This window comes from Streptomyces sp. NPDC050287 (assembly GCF_044459385.1).
GTDB lineage: Bacteria > Actinomycetota > Actinomycetes > Streptomycetales > Streptomycetaceae > Streptomyces.
In genome coordinates this window covers 672,700-687,637 of the sequence record NZ_JBITIY010000004.1, presented here as the reverse complement: position 1 = coordinate 687,637, position 14,938 = coordinate 672,700, and the positions used below count along the sequence as shown (strand labels likewise).

The 14,938-nt window shown below is 71.1% G+C and carries 9 protein-coding genes; 5 read left to right on the top strand and 4 right to left on the bottom strand.

What is annotated here, in order from left to right; all coding sequences use genetic code 11:
- Positions 1–49: 49 nt before the first annotated feature.
- Positions 50–2,440: a SpoIIE family protein phosphatase gene (locus tag ACIBK3_RS18030; protein ID WP_399366619.1), complete on the bottom strand. Its 2,391-nt coding sequence runs from the start codon at positions 2,438–2,440 to the stop codon at positions 50–52.
- A gap of 266 nt (positions 2,441–2,706) precedes the next feature.
- Here ACIBK3_RS18030 and ACIBK3_RS18025 point away from each other — a divergent pair, with 266 nt between their 5' ends.
- Together ACIBK3_RS18025 and ACIBK3_RS18020 are read left to right on the top strand one after the other, a co-directional pair.
- Positions 2,707–5,802 carry a glycoside hydrolase family 2 TIM barrel-domain containing protein gene (locus ACIBK3_RS18025; protein WP_399366617.1) on the top strand — a complete coding sequence of 1,032 codons (3,096 nt, stop codon included), beginning with the start codon at positions 2,707–2,709 and terminating at the stop codon, positions 5,800–5,802.
- A gap of 144 nt (positions 5,803–5,946) precedes the next feature.
- Positions 5,947–8,199: a glycoside hydrolase family 9 protein gene (locus tag ACIBK3_RS18020; protein ID WP_399366615.1), complete on the top strand. Its 2,253-nt coding sequence runs from the start codon at positions 5,947–5,949 to the stop codon at positions 8,197–8,199.
- Here the strand turns inward: ACIBK3_RS18020 and ACIBK3_RS18015 are convergent.
- Together ACIBK3_RS18015 and ACIBK3_RS18010 are read right to left on the bottom strand one after the other, a co-directional pair.
- Positions 8,144–9,724: a cytochrome bc complex cytochrome b subunit gene (locus ACIBK3_RS18015; protein ID WP_399366613.1), complete on the bottom strand. Its 1,581-nt coding sequence runs from the start codon at positions 9,722–9,724 to the stop codon at positions 8,144–8,146. The genes ACIBK3_RS18020 and ACIBK3_RS18015 overlap by 56 nt on opposite strands.
- A 104-nt stretch (positions 9,725–9,828) precedes the next feature.
- Positions 9,829–10,551 (bottom strand): 2OG-Fe(II) oxygenase, encoded by a 723-nt coding sequence (locus ACIBK3_RS18010; protein WP_399366611.1) that lies wholly within the window; start codon positions 10,549–10,551, stop codon positions 9,829–9,831.
- Positions 10,552–10,765: 214 nt separating this feature from the next.
- Here ACIBK3_RS18010 and ACIBK3_RS18005 point away from each other — a divergent pair, with 214 nt between their 5' ends.
- The 3 genes from ACIBK3_RS18005 to ACIBK3_RS17995 all read left to right on the top strand — a co-directional run bounded on the left by ACIBK3_RS18005 (position 10,766) and on the right by ACIBK3_RS17995 (position 13,699).
- Complete coding sequence (locus tag ACIBK3_RS18005) at positions 10,766–11,011, top strand: hypothetical protein (protein ID WP_399366609.1); 246 nt, start codon at positions 10,766–10,768, stop codon at positions 11,009–11,011.
- Positions 11,012–11,014: 3 nt separating this feature from the next.
- Positions 11,015–11,392, top strand: coding sequence for a toxin Doc (locus tag ACIBK3_RS18000; RefSeq protein ID WP_399366608.1), 378 nt, complete (start codon positions 11,015–11,017; stop codon positions 11,390–11,392).
- Between the two features lie 531 nt (positions 11,393–11,923).
- A complete protein-coding gene (locus ACIBK3_RS17995) occupies positions 11,924–13,699 on the top strand; it encodes an RICIN domain-containing protein (protein WP_399366606.1) in 1,776 nt (591 codons plus the stop codon).
- Between the two features lie 25 nt (positions 13,700–13,724).
- Here the strand turns inward: ACIBK3_RS17995 and ACIBK3_RS17990 are convergent, their stop codons facing one another.
- On the bottom strand, positions 13,725–14,888 hold the full coding sequence (locus tag ACIBK3_RS17990) for a lactate 2-monooxygenase (protein WP_399366604.1): 1,164 nt from the start codon (positions 14,886–14,888) through the stop codon (positions 13,725–13,727).
- Positions 14,889–14,938: the final 50 nt, after the last annotated feature.

Sequence of the window (14,938 nt, the reverse complement as noted above, 5' to 3'; positions counted from 1 at the left end):
GCTCCTCGGCACTCGTCCCCATGATTCGTCGACGAGGGATGACGACGAGTCATTCCTCGTCGACGAGTGGGATCTCCGACCAGATGGTCTTGCCCTCGGCCGTGTGCCGGCTGCCCCAGCGCTGGGTGAGCTGGGCGACCAGCAGCAGACCGCGGCCTCCTTCGTCCCAGGTCTTGGCCCGGCGCAGATGCGGGGCCGTGTGGCTGGTGTCGGACACCTCGCAGATCAGGGTGGTCGCGTCGTGGATCAGCCGGAGCCGGATGGGGCGCGAGCCGTACCGGATGGCGTTGGTGACCAGTTCGCTGACCACCAGCTCGGCGGTGAACGCGACCTCGCTCAGCTCCCAGCGGCCGAGCTGGGTGAGGACCTGCTTGCGGATCGGCGAGACGAGCGCCGGGTCGGCCGGTATGTCCCAGGTGGCGACCTGCGAGGAGGGCAGACCCCGGGTGCGCGCCAGCAGCAGCGCGACGTCGTCCAGCGCGCCGCCCGTGGGGAGCAGCCGGTGCAGGACGCGGTCGCAGGCCTCCTCCAGCGAACCGGTCGGCCCAGGCGACGCGGCCAGTGCCTCGCACAGCAGGGCGTGGCTGGAGTCCATGTCCCGCTCCCGGGTCTCGATGAGCCCGTCGGTGTACAGGGACAGCACGGTGCCCTCGGGCAGGTCGAGTTCGGCGCACTCGAACGGCAGCCCGCCCAGGCCCAGCGGCGGCCCCGGCGGCAGGTCGACCTCCTGGGGCGTGCCGCCCGGCAGGATCATCACGGGGGCGGGATGGCCGGCCCGGGCCACCGTGCAGTGCCGCGATACCGGGTCGTACACCGCGTACAGGCAGGTGGCGCCGACCTCGCCGGGGCTGCCCTCGCTCCCGGCCTCGGCGGACAGCCGTACGACCAGGTCGTCGAGGTGGGTGAGCAGTTCGTCGGGTGCCAGGTCGATGTCGGCGAGGGTGCGTACGGCGGTCCGCAGCCGGCCCATGGTCGCGGACGCCTGGATGCCGTGGCCGACGACGTCGCCGACGACCATCGCGACCCGCATCCCGGACAGGGGGATCACGTCGAACCAGTCGCCGCCAACCCCGGCACGGGCGGCCGGGAGATAGCGGGAGGCCGCCTCCACGGCGGCGGTGCGCGGCAGCGAGCGGGGGAGCAGGCTGCGCTGCAGGGCGAGGGCGGTCTGCCGTTCGCGGGAGTAGCGGCGGGCGTTGTCGATGCAGACCGCCGCCCGGGCGGTGATCTCCTCGGCGAGCAGCACGTCGTCCGGCGTGAACTCGTCGGCCCTGCGGAACCGGGTGAGGACGGCGACGCCGAGGGTCAGACCGCGGGCCTGGATCGGTACGGACATGGTGGAGTGGATGCCGTACTTCCTTATGCGTTCGAGCCGTTCCTCGTCCCAGGCGAGCCAGTCGGCGAGGTCGCCGGTCTCCATCGAGGCGACGATGGTGTGGCCCGCGACCAGTGAGTCGGCCTGCGGAGAGTTGGCCGGATAGACATCCACCTGGCCCGGCTTGGCCACGGCCTCCGGGCTGCCCGGGTTGATCGAGCGCACGGCGGCCCGGCGCAGGCTGACCGGCGCGGTCAGCAACTCGGTGAAGGACTCCCCGCCGGCCTCGGGAGGATCCAGCAGGTCGACGCTGACGAAGTCGCCGAGGGCGGGGACGCAGACGTCCGCGAGCTCCTGGGCGGTCCGCGTGACGTCGAGGGTGGTGCCGATGCGGACGCTGGCCTCGTTGACCAGTTGCAGCCGCTCCCGGGCGAGATACTGGTCGGTGAAGTCGTGGGCGGCGACGCACACGCCCCGCACCCGGCCCTTCTCGTCGGTGATCGGGGCCATCCGGGCCAGCCAGGAGTTCATCCGGCCGTCGCCGCCTATCGGCAGGTGGGTTCGCACGTCGTGGCCGCGGCCGGTGGTCAGCACGTGGTGCAGATGCTGCTCGAGGCCCTCGCTCTGCGGTCTGTCGCTCATCTCCGGTATGCGCAGTCCCCGCACCCGTTCCTCGGGGAGCCCGAGGACCTCCGTCATGGCGGGGTTCATCCGGCGCAGCCGCAGCCGCTCGTCGTAGATCGCGATGGCACAGGGGGACTGGAGGAGGTGGGCCCTCTCCAGGGGGTCGTCGTAGGGACGCGGTCCGTCGCCCTCCACCGGGGTGACCAGGAGCCAGCCGCCCGGGCCGTCGCCCTCCGCCTGCCTGCGGTGGGCGAGCAGCCACACCGGCAGCATCGAGCCGTCGCGGTGACGGAGGGTGAGTGTGCCGTCCCAGCGGGCTGCCCGCGTGGCGAACGGCTTCGAGCCGTCGGCCAGCAGTTCGGCAGCGGGGCGGCCCACCACCTCGGCGGCCGTGTGGCCCAGCAGCCTGCGGGCGCCCTCGTTCCACTCGACGAGCGTGCCCGTGGCGTCGATGACCGCCCGCGCGGTGGCGGAATCGTCGAACGGATACGCGGGACTCATCGGCGCCACTCCATTGCGCACGCTCAGTGAACAGGTGCGGTCACATGGGTTCCAGCGTAGTGCCTGGGGGCCGCCCATGGACCCCAACTCCCGGAGCGGACAAAACAGGCGACCAGGTACCGGTCAAGGGGGAGATCCGGCCGTTGTGACGCCTGAGGCAGAAGGACGTGCCCGCACCCTTGACGGGTCTGAGTGGCGGCCCGTCAGAATCTGTTTGTTCACGATCAGTTGTGAGTACTTCTGGGCCCTGATGAGGGAGAGCCGCCATGCAGGTCACTCGCAGATCGGTCCTGCTCGCTTCCGCCGCCGCACCGGCCGCCGGAGCGTTGCTGGGCACCCAGGCCGCACACGCCGCCGAGACCGCGGGCAGCGCGCCCGGCCGCAGCACGGTCACCCTGCGCGACGGCTGGCGCTTCGTGCTGGCCGACCCGGTCGGGATAACCGACCCGACCGGCGCGTACGCCGACGCCGCCGCACCCGGATACGACGACTCCGGATGGCGCGAGGTCGTGGTGCCGCACGACTGGAGCATCGAGCCGGCTCCGACCACGCAGCACGGCACCACCAGCGGCACCGGGTTCTTCCCCGGCGGCCTCGGCTGGTACCGACTCGCCTTCACGCTGCCGCCCGCCCTGGCCGGCAAGCGGGTCTCGGTGGAGTTCGACGGCGTCTACATGGACTCCTACGTGTACTGCAACGGCACCGAGGTCGGCCGGCACCCCTACGGCTACACCGGCTTCGCCTTCGACGTCACCGGCCTGCTGCACACCGACGGGACCACACAGAACGTGCTCGCGGTCATGGTGCGGAACCGGCTGCCCAGCAGCCGCTGGTATTCCGGCAGCGGCATCTACCGCGAGGCCCGTCTCGTGGTCACCGACCCGGTGCACGTGGCCCGCTGGGGCACCCGCGTCACCACGCCCGAGATCACCGGGGACCGGGCCACGGTGCGGGTGCAGACCTCCGTGGTGAACGAGTCCGGCAGTGCGCGCCCGGTCGAGATCCGGTCCCGGATCAGGGACCCGCGCGGCCGGACAGCGGCCGGTACGGCGACCACGGTCACCGTCGACGGACAGGCCACGGAGGTCCATGAGCTCACCGTCCCGGACCCTCAGCTGTGGGACATCGACACGCCCCGCCGCTACACCCTGGAGACCGAGCTGCGCGTCGGCGGCAAGGTCGTCGACACCTACCGCACCCCCTTCGGCCTGCGCACCTTCCGCTTCGACCCGGACGAGGGCTTCCACCTCAACGGCACCCACCACAAGCTCAAGGGCGTCGACCTGCACCACGACCTGGGCGCCCTCGGCGCCGCGGTCAGCAAGGACGCCGTCCGCAGGCAGATGACCATCATGAAGTCGATGGGTGTCAACGCCTTCCGCACCTCCCACAACCCGCCCTCGCCGGAGATCATCGAGGTCTGCGAGGAGTTGGGCATCGTGATGCTGGTGGAGGCGTTCGACTGCTGGCGGACCGGAAAGACGCGCTACGACTACGGCCGGTTCTTCGACGAGTGGTGCGAGCGGGACGCCACGGAGATGGTGCTGGCCGCCCGCAACTCGCCCGCCGTCCTGATGTGGTCCATCGGCAACGAGATCCCGGATTCCACCTCCACCGCCGGACTCGCCATGGCCGACCGGATCATCGCCGCGATCAGGGCCGCCGACGACACCCGCCCCCTGGTGATCGGCTCCGACAAGTACCGGCGACCTCCGGCCAAGGGCTCGGCGGCCGATCTGATGCTGGCCAAGCTCGACGGCCTCGGTCTCAACTACAACACCGCCAAGTCGGTGGACGCCCTGCACGCCGCCTACCCGCACCTGTTCCTCTTCGAGTCCGAGTCGTCCTCCGAGACCTCGACGCGCGGCACCTACCAGGAGCCCGAGCACCTCAACACCGGCGAGAATCACACGCCGGGCAGGCGGGCGACCTCGTCGTACGACAACAACCTCGCCTCCTGGACCATGAGCGGCGAGTACGGCCACAAGAAGGACCGCGACCGCAAGTGGTTCGCCGGGCAGTTCCTGTGGTCGGGCATCGACTACATCGGCGAGCCGACCCCGTACGACGTCTTCCCGGTGAAGGCGTCCTTCTTCGGCGCGGTCGACACGGCCGGCTTCCCGAAGGACATGTACCACCTGTTCCGCAGCCAGTGGGCCGGTGATCCCATGGTCCATCTGCTGCCGATGACCTGGAACCACCGGGAGGGCGACACGGTCGAGGTGTGGGCGTACTCCAACGTCGACACGGTCGAACTGTTCCTCAACGGAAAGTCCCTGGGCACAAGGAAGTTCGACACCAAGAAGACCACCGACGGCCGCGCGTACCTGGAGACCACTGAGGCCACCGGCGACGACAAGACCTTCACCGACGGCCCCTACCCCGGCAGCTACACCAGCCCGAACGGCAGCGCGGGCAAGCTCCACCTCACCTGGAAAGTGCCGTACCGGCCTGGGGAGTTGAAGGCGGTGGCACGCAGGAACGGGAGGGTCGTCGCCACCGATGTCCTGCGCACGGCAGGGGAGCCGTACGCCGTGCGGCTCACCGCCGACCGCGACTCCCTCGCCGCGGACGGCCGTTCACTGGTCTTCGTCACCGCCGACATCGTCGACGCCCGCGGGGTCGTGGTGCCCGACGCCGAGCACCTGATCTCCTTCGCGGTGCGGGGCGGCTCGCTCGCGGGACTCGACAACGGCCGCCAGGAGAGCGCCGAGCGGTATCAGGCGAGCACCCGGACCGCCTTCCACGGCAAGGCGCTCGCGATCGTCCGGTCGGGTACGCGTCCCGGCGCCCTGAAGGTGACCGCACGCGTGGAGGGCCTGCGGACGGGCACCGCCGGCGTGCGCACCACGCCCGCCCGGTCGGCCGCGACCACCCCGGCGGCCGTCTTCGGGCCCGACCACCCGGCCGCTCCCGACTACCCTCACGCGGACGCCAGTTACTCCGGCCGACCGGACACCCTGCCCGCCGCGATGCTCGACGGCGACCCGGCCACCGGCTGGTCCAACGCCTTCAGCAAGGCGGCCACGGCCCTGCTGCCCGCGTTCGACGGGGCCCGGGCCGAGGACTGGGTCTCGGTGGACTTCGGACGGACCCGGACCTTCGCCCGGGTGGAGGCCTCCTTCACCCTGGGCGCGACCCACGGCCTGCCCGCCTCGGTCGCGGTCGAGGTGGGGGACGGCAGCACCTATGCGCCGGTGAAGGGAGCGGCCGTCGACTGGGCCACCGCCTCGGACGAGCCCACGGTCATCACCTTCGACGCCGTGCGCGGCTCCCGGGTGCGGCTCACGCTGACCAGCGCCTACCCGGGCGAGGCCCGGGGCGCGGTGCGCATCAGCAGGCTGGAGGTCCCGGCGGGCTGACCGGCTCGCGCCGCGGTCCGGACGGGAACCAGTCCCGTCCGGACCGTTGACGGAGTGTCATGCCTCAAACAAGCATGGCTGCGTCCGCTTCTGGGAGCGCTCCCACCGCGAGCGTCACCCGCACCTCACCCGAGGAGCCCAGACGTGAAACGACGCAGAACCAGCATGCTGTCCCTGCTGTCCCTGACCGCCCTGATCGGGGCGGCACTCGTGGGCCTCCCCGCCCCCGGGGCCGCCGCCGACGAGGTGGAACAGGTCAAGAACGGCACCTTCGACACCACCACCGCCCCCTGGTGGACCACCAGCAACGTCACCGCGGGCCTGTCCGACGGACAGCTGTGCGCGGACGTGCCGGGCGGCACCGCCAACCGCTGGGACGCGGCCGTCGGCCAGAACGACATCACCCTGGTGAAGGGAGAGTCGTACAAGTTCTCCTTCACCGCGAACGGTTCGCCCGACGGACACGTCGTGCGCGCCATCGTGGGTCTGTCGGTCTCCCCGTACGACACCTACTTCGAGGTGAGTCCGCAGCTCAGCGTCTCGGGCAACGCCTACTCCTACACCTTCACCTCACCCGTCGACACCACCCAGGGCCAGGTCGGCCTCCAACTCGGCGGCAGCGCCGAGGCGTTCCGCTTCTGCGTGGACGACGTGTCGCTGCTGGGCGGGGTACCGCCCGAGGTGTACGAGCCCGACACCGGACCCCGCGTACGCGTCAACCAGGTCGCCTATCTGCCCTCCGGACCGAAGAACGCCACACTCGTCACCGACGCCACCGCCAAGCTGCCCTGGCAGCTGAAGAACTCCGGCGGCACGGTCGTGGCGCACGGCTGGAGCGTGCCGCGCGGCACCGACGCCTCCTCCGGGCAGAACGTCCACTCGATCGACTTCGGCGCCTACCGGAAGCAGGCCACCGGCCTCACCCTGGTCGCGGACGGCGAGACCAGCCGCCCCTTCGACATCGGGACGAGCGCCTACGAGAAGCTGCGCCTGGACGCCGCGAAGTACTACTACACCCAGCGCAGCGGCATCGCCATCCGCGACGACCTGCGCCCGGGCTACGGCCGCCCGGCGGGCCACGTCGGCGTGGCCCCCAACCAGGGCGACTCGAACGTGCCCTGCCAACCCGGGGTCTGCGACTACAGCCTCGACGTCACCGGCGGCTGGTACGACGCAGGCGACCACGGCAAGTACGTCGTCAACGGCGGCATCTCCACCTGGGAGTTGCTCAGCACCTACGAACGCGCGCTGCACGCCCGCACCGGACGGCCGGCCGAGCTCGGTGACGGCACGCTCGCCATCCCGGAGAGCGGCAACAAGGTGCCGGACATCCTCGACGAGGCGCGCTGGGAGCTGGAGTTCCTGCTGAAGATGCAGGTGCCCGACGGACAGCCGATGGCCGGCATGGCCCACCACAAGATCCACGACGAACAGTGGACCGGGCTGCCCCTCCTCCCCAGCGACGACCCGCAGAAGCGCGAGCTGCACCCGCCGAGCACGCAGGCCACCCTGAACCTTGCGGCGACCGCCGCGCAGGCGGCCCGCCTGTACCGGCCCTACGACAAGGCGTTCGCCACCAAGGCCCTGGCCGCCGCCCGCAAGGCCTGGACGGCCGCGCTCGCCCACCCCGCGATGTACGCCGACCCCGACGACGGCATCGGCGGCGGCGCCTACCCCGACTCCGACGCCACCGACGAGTTCTACTGGGCGGCGGCCGAGCTGTACCTCACCACGGGGGAGAAGCAGTTCGCCGACCACGTACTCGTCTCGCCCGTCCACACCGCCGACATCTTCGGCCCGCTCGGCTACGACTGGGCCCGCACGGCGGCAGCGGCCCGCCTCGACCTGGCGACCGTACCGAGCAGGCTGCCCGGCCGGGACGCGGTGCGCCAGTCGGTCGTGAAGGGCGCCGACCGCTATCTGGCCACCCTGAAGTCACAGCCGTACGGCATGCCGTACGCCCCCGCCGACAACCTCTACGACTGGGGCTCCAACCACCAGATCCTGCACAACGCGGTCGTCATCGCCACCGCGTTCGACATCACGGGAGGCGCGAAATACCGTGACGGGGCCGTCCAGAGCATGGACTACCTGTTCGGCCGCAACGCGCTGAACATCTCGTACGTGACCGGCTACGGCGAGGTCAACTCCCACAACCAGCACAGCCGTTGGTACGCCCACCAGCTCGACCCGAACCTGCCGGACCCGCCCGCCGGAACCCTCGCGGGCGGGCCGAACTCGTCCATCCAGGACCCCTACGCGCAGAGCAAACTCCAGGGCTGTGTCGGCCAGTTCTGCTACATCGACGACATCCAGTCCTGGTCGACCAACGAGCACACCATCAACTGGAACTCGGCCCTGACCCGGATGGCGTCCTTCGTGGCGGATCAAGGCTGACCCTCGTGTGCTCCACCAGCTCCCCGGGCCGCTCGTGCGCGGTGAGCGTGTGGAGCCGGGCCTGATCGAGCGGCTGGTGCACCTCGACGTACTCACCGTGCGGCAGCCGCTTGATCACGCCGGTCTCCCGGCCGTGCAACACCAGTTCCCTGACGCGGAGTTGGAGTCCGAGGCAGATGCGCCGGGTGACGACGAAGACGACCGCCGGGACGACGAACACCGCGATCCGGACCGCCCAGGTGACCGTGTTGATCGAGAGGTGGAGTCGGGTGGCCACGATGTCGTTGCCGCCGCCCGCCAGCAGGATCAGGTAGACGCTGATCCAGGCCGCGCCGATCGCCGTACGCACCGGCCTGTTGCGGGGCCGGTCGAGGAGGTGGTGTTCGCGCCTGTCGCCGGTGACCCGGGCCTCCAGGAACGGATACACGCCGATGAAGAGCAGGAGGAGCGGGAAGACCACGATCGGGACCAGCACGCCGAGGACGAGTGTGTGACCCCACAGCCTGATCTCCCAGCCGGGCATGACCCGGACCAGGCCCTCCGCGAAGCCCAGGTACCAGTCGGGCTGGGCGCCCGTGGAGACCTGGTCGGCGCGGAAGGGGCCGTACTGCCAGACCGGGTTGACCGCCGCCACGGCCGCGATCAGCGCCAGGGTCCCGAACACCAGGAAGAAGAAGCCGCCGGCCTTCGCCAGGTACACCGGCATGAACGGGGCGCCGACCACGTTGCGTTCGGTCCGGCCGGGACCCGCGAACTGGGTGTGCTTGTGATAGACGACCAGCAGCACATGGGCTACCACGAGCGCCGCCATGACGCCCGGGATCACCAGGATGTGCAGCGAGTAGAAGCGGGCCACGATGTCATGGCCCGGGAACTCGCCGCCGAACAGGAACATCGACAGGTACGTTCCCACGATCGGGACCGACAGCAGGGCACCGTTGACGAACCTCAGGCCGGTGCCGGACAGCAGGTCGTCCGGCAGCGAGTAGCCGAACAGGCCCTCGAACAGACCGAGGAACAGCAGCGACCAGCCGAACAGCCAGTTGACCTCCCGTGGTTTGCGGAACGACCCGGTGAAGAAGTGCCGCATCATGTGCGTGAACATCCCGGCGACGAAGATCAGCGCCGCCCAGTGGTGCAGCTGACGGATCAGCAGTCCGCCGCGTACGTCGAAGCTGATGTCCAGCGTCGAGGCGTACGCCTCGGACATGCGCACGCCGTTGAGTGGCACGTAACTGCCGTGGTAGGTCACCTCGTTCATCGACGGGTGGAAGAACAGCGTCAGCCACACGCCGGTGAGGATCAGCACGACGAAGCTGTACAGGCAGATCTCGCCGAGGAGGAAGGACCAGTGGTCCGGGAAGACCTTGCGCAGATACCGACTGCCGAGGGTGTGGATGCCGAGCCGGCCGTCCAGCCAGTCGGCCACCCGCTCGCCCTTGCCCGCCCCGGTTCCCGCCGGCGCACGCGGGGCGAGCTCGGCGGTGCTGGTGCTGGTGGTGTCGGTAACGGTGTGCTCGGACATAAGTGGGCCTCCCCAGCGGCGCGCTCACCCCTGCGACGGCCGGCGGGACCGGAATGTGACATCGGCCCGGCGGAATGTGACCCACGCCTCATCCCGGGGCGCGTCTAGGACGCGTCGTGGAAGACGATCCCCAGCGCGTGCCGGCTGCCGGAGCGCACCACGCTCACCCCGTGCCGCACCGCCCCCGCCGACCAGCCCCGCCGGGTGCGCACCGGGTGGTCCCGGGTGGTGAAGACCAGGCCGTGACCCTGGCGGAGCGCGGTCGCCGTACCGCGGGACTGGGCTCGGGGACGCTGTTCCACCATCAGGAACTCGCCGCCCGTGTAGTCGGTGCCGTACGCGTCGAGACCGACGACCACCTGGAGCGGGAAGAGCAGCTCCCCGAACACGTCACGGTGCAGGGCGTTCCAGTCGCCCTCCCCGTACCGCAGCAGGATCTGCGCCGAGCGGTCCTGCCCGGCCTCGTGACAGCGCTCCAGCCACTCGTCGAGGGAGTCCGGCCACGGCGCCGGCCGGCCGAGCCGGGCCGCCCAGTCCCGGGCGATCGGCAGCAGCCGGGGATAGAGGGCCGCGCGCAGGGCTGCGACCGCGTCCGGCAGCTCGTGGGTGAAGTAGCGGTACTGCCCGGAGCCGAAGCGGTGCCGCGCCATGTCGACGGTGGTCCGGAACAGCTCCGGCTTCTCGTACAGGGCCGCCAGGTCGCGGCATTCATCGGGGGTCAGCAGCGGGGCCGTCGGCGCGCAGCCGTGCACGTCCAACTCCTCGGCGAGCGCGGTCCAGTCGGTGTCGGCGACACGTCGTACGGCCCGGTCGGCGGTGAGGGTCATGGGTCCGCCCTCCTCCTCGGTCTGTGTGGTCTGTTCGTGGGGCCTGTGCGTGCGGTCCGCGCGTACGGTGTGCTCTCTCCGACGAGTCTGCCGCCCGCCGGGACGGGCGTCCGGCGGGAATCGGACACGGTGTTGTCGGCCCTCCGGTACCGCTGGAATCCTGTCCTGACCTGTGGGTATTTACGATTGAGTACCCGAGCGGTACCGTGGGGCCATGCCTGCACTGAACGTGGAATTCAGCGACCGCGAGCTGGAGGACCTGCGGCAGATCGCCAAGGAGCGCGGTACGTCGATGAAGGCTCTGGTGCGCGAGGCGGCGGCGGCCGACATCGCCCGGCACCGGGCCCTGCAGGAGGGCGCCGAGGCCTTCCGCCGCTTCTTCGCCTCGCACGCCGACGAGTTCGCGGCGGCCTTCCCCGAAGACGAACCACACATCCGGGGCGAGGGGCGGGTCGCCTGACTGATGGCCCCCGTCGTCCACATCGACGTGCCCTGGCTGCTCCAGCGTCACGAAGAGGTCCTGCCCGACCAGCCCACCGTCAACGACTTCTCCGCGCTGGTGGCCGCCGTCGCCCGGCACCGCGTCGATCCGCCCCGACTCGGCGTGGACTCCGACCCCGCCTGGCGGGCCGCGGCCCTGCTGCACACCCTCGCCCTGCTCAAGCCCCTGCCCTCGGCCAACGCCCGCTTCGCCTGCGCGACGGCCGTGTCCTACATGTTCGTCAGCGGCGTGGGCATCGACCCGCCCTACGGCGCTCTCGTCGATCTCGCCCGGGATCTGATCTCCGGCAAGACCGACGTGTACGGCGCCGCCGACCGGCTGCGCTCCTGGCAGATCTGACCCCCTCCGTGAGACCTGCCGAACCGCCCTCGGGGCCGCCGACCGAGGGCGGGAGGAACGGGGTCGGCGGCCGTCGTCGCGCAGAAGAGCCGCCATCCTGCGCGGGGCCTCCGAGGAAAGGCCGACCCCAGTGCACTACGCGGGGTCCTGCGGCGGGAGCGTGCGCGGGGCCCCGGCGCGTGCGCGTGTTTCACACGGGGCGCTCGCGGGGTGCCGGCGCCAACGACCCGGTGCGGGCGGGGAGTCCCGAAAATTCGTGCAGCCGGCTGAGTTGCCGCCGTATCTGACTTTCCTTCAATGATGTGGAGGTTGCTCGAGTGCCTTGTTGGTCATGAGTGACTTGTGCAAGGGTGAACAACCGGTGTGGGGGGTGTGAGGGCCGGACCGTATGCGTCTCGCGGGGAACCGGGACGGATGGACGGTGGTGAATTCCGCTCCCCGCGCCCGCGCCCAAAGGTGCCGCACTCTGCGGCCCCTTTTCGGCGACCAGAACTTCTGTGTCCCCCATGCGCGTGGGAAGGAATCCGCTCAGTGTCCACCCCCCACCCCCCTCGCCCTCCTTACCCCCCGCCCGGCGGGGCTTTGGAAGAATCCGACGAGAGCCTCGGCGCCGCCCTGAGAGGCCGCCCGGACCGAGAGGCCACTCATGCCGTCGCCCTGCTGATGGCCCGGCACTGGCCGTCCGTCCACGCATACGCGGTGATCTGCCTGGCCTCGCCGTCGGACACCGCCTCCATGGCCGGCACGGCCGCCTTCCACCAGGTCCTCGACCGAGTGGCCCTTGGCGAGACGGCCGTGGCGCTGCGCCCCCGACTGCTGCTGGCCGTGCGGGACACGGTCCGTCAGTGGGCTCAGGAGGAGCGGATATCCGGTGTTCTGCCGGATATCGGGAAACCCGCGGGCGGCCGCGGTATGCGTACGGCCAAGTCCATGACACCGGAAAACCGCAAGCTCGCCGAGCGGTCATTCCATGCTCTTCCCGGCCTCTCCCGCTGTTTGCTGTGGCATGTGGAGGTCGAGGCGGAGTCGCTGTCCGTCCCGGCCGCACTTCTCGGCATGGACATCGACACCGCGTCGGCCGCACTCGAACAAGCGCGTGAAAAATTCCGAGAGGGGTCTGTACACGCTCATCGGGAACTCGCGCCGACCAAGGATTGCCGCTTCTACAACCGCCTCCTGGATGTTCCGATTCGCCGTGGCGGGGCCCTGCTGCCGGATGTTCAGCACCATCTGGCGCAGTGCCGTTACTGCCGGAACGCCGCCGAACAACTGAACCATTTCGAGGGTGGTTTGGGCGTTCTGATCGCCGAGGCGGTACTCGGCTGGGGCGCCCGCCGCTACCTCGACACCCGCCCCGGCCGCGACCGGGCGGAAGCGCACACCCACGAGTCCGTCCGGCACGGCCACCGCCGACGCCGTCGTCTGCCGGGGATCCGCGGTGTGCCGGGCACGACCGGTGGGTCGGATACGTCGGTTGTCCCCAGGCGGCCGGGTCTGCCCGGGGCGCCGGTTCCGTCCGGGGAGCTGGGTGAGACCGGGACACCAGGTCGGACCGGGGGGCGGGGGGTGCCCGGAACGGCGGGTGTGCCCGCGCCCCACCGCCGGATCCCCGGCGGCCTGCGCTCCTCACGGACGTTACTCACCGGCGTGGGGCTCGCCTCCGCCGGACTGCTCGCGACGGTGCTCGTCACCGGTCTGTGGTCCGGCGACGACGGCGTCGACCCGGCCGCCTCCACCAGCGCGAACGGCGGTCTCGGCACCACCCCGGGCACCGGCTCCCAGTCCCCGCCGACGGCGTCCTCCGGCACCGCTCGACTCCCCGCCGCGTTCGGCCGGACCCGACTGCGCGACGCCGACGCCGACCTGTGCCTCGACATCCAGGGCGAGGCGAGGAAGGGGGCCGGGACACAGCTGGCGGCGTGCTCGTCCGCGCCGACCCAGCAGTGGTCGTACGAGACCGACGGGCTGCTGCGCAGCGTGGCCGACCCCGATCTGTGCCTGGACTCCCACGTGGACGCCGGCGTGGTGATCCTCGGCACCTGCGCCGCCGAGAAGGACAAGCGGGGTGACGACGTGCGCTACGACCTCACCGTGCGGGGCGAGTTCCTGCCCCGCTGGGACGGGCAGCTGGCGCTCACCTCCACCACCGACGACGCGGGCGCCGACATCGTCGTCAAGGTCCGCGACGGCTCCGACGAGCAGCGCTGGCTGACCGACCCGGCGTCGGCGGCGACCCCGGGGTCGCTGTCGGTCACCGGCACGCGGAGGCCGCCGGCGCCGGCCATGAGGCTGTCGGACCGGGTCTAGGAGTGCCGACCGGCCCTGGGTGAGGTCAGGAGTCCGTGAGGTCGGCCGGGCCGATCGTGGTCGGCCCGGCGTGGCCGGACAGGGCGAGGGTGAGGTCGAACTCGGCGAGCAGGCAGCGGATCACGTGTTCCACGCCTGCCTGCCCGTCGAGGCCCAGCCCGTAGACGTACGGCCGGCCGACCAGGACCGCCCGCGCTCCGAGCGCGAGCGCCTTGAAGACGTCGTCGCCGGTGCGGATGCCGCTGTCGAACAGGACGGTCAGCCGGTCGCCGACCGCCTGAACGACCCGCGGCAGCGCGTCGGCCGCGCCGATGGCACCGGCCACCTGGCGGCCGCCGTGGTTCGACACCACCACCCCGTCCATCCCGGCGTCGGCGGCGAGCCGGGCGTCGTCCGGGTGCAGGACGCCCTTGAGCACGATCGGGCCGTCCCAGTTCTCCCGCAGGAACGCCAGGTCCGGCCAGGTCTTGGCCGGGTCGGAGAACATGCCGACGAAATGCATGACGGCCGCGTTCGGATCCTCGTGCACCGGCTTGGCCAGGCCCGACTGGAACGCTGGGTCGGAGAAGTAGTTGGCGGTGCCGACGCCGTGCAGGAACGGCAGATACGCCTGGTCGAGGTCGCGTGGCCGCCAGGACAGCAGCGGGGTGTCGAGGGTGACGACCAGCGCGGTGAACCCGGCCGTCTTCGCCCGGCTCAGGAAACTCCGGGCCACCTCGGGATCCTTGGGCCAGTACAGCTGGAACCAGCGCTCGGCGTCCCCCATCGCCTCCGCGACCTGCTCCAACGGCGTGCTGGACGCCGACGACAGGATGTACGGCACGCCCTGCGCGGCGGCGGCCCGGGCGGCGGCCCGCTCGGCGTCCGGATGCATGATCGACAGCACACCGACCGGTGCCAGGGCCAGCGGGGCGGGCAGCGTGCGGCCGAGGACCTCGACGGACAGATCACGCTCGTGCACGTCCCGCAGCATCCGCGGCACGATCCGCCGGCGCTCCAGCGCGGCCCGGTTGGCGCGGGCCGTACTGCCGTTGCCCGCGCTGCCCGCCACATAGCCGACCGGACCGGGGCCGAGCCGCTGCTCGGTCAGCTCCTCCAGGCGGGTCAGATCCGTGGGCAGCCGCGGTACGGCACCGGACATCCCGTTCAGATAGATCTCGTACTGGAAGTCCGCCCAGTGCTCGGCCACCGTACGTCCCGCCTCTCGTCGTGGAGACCGCGTCGTGGGGCGACGATACC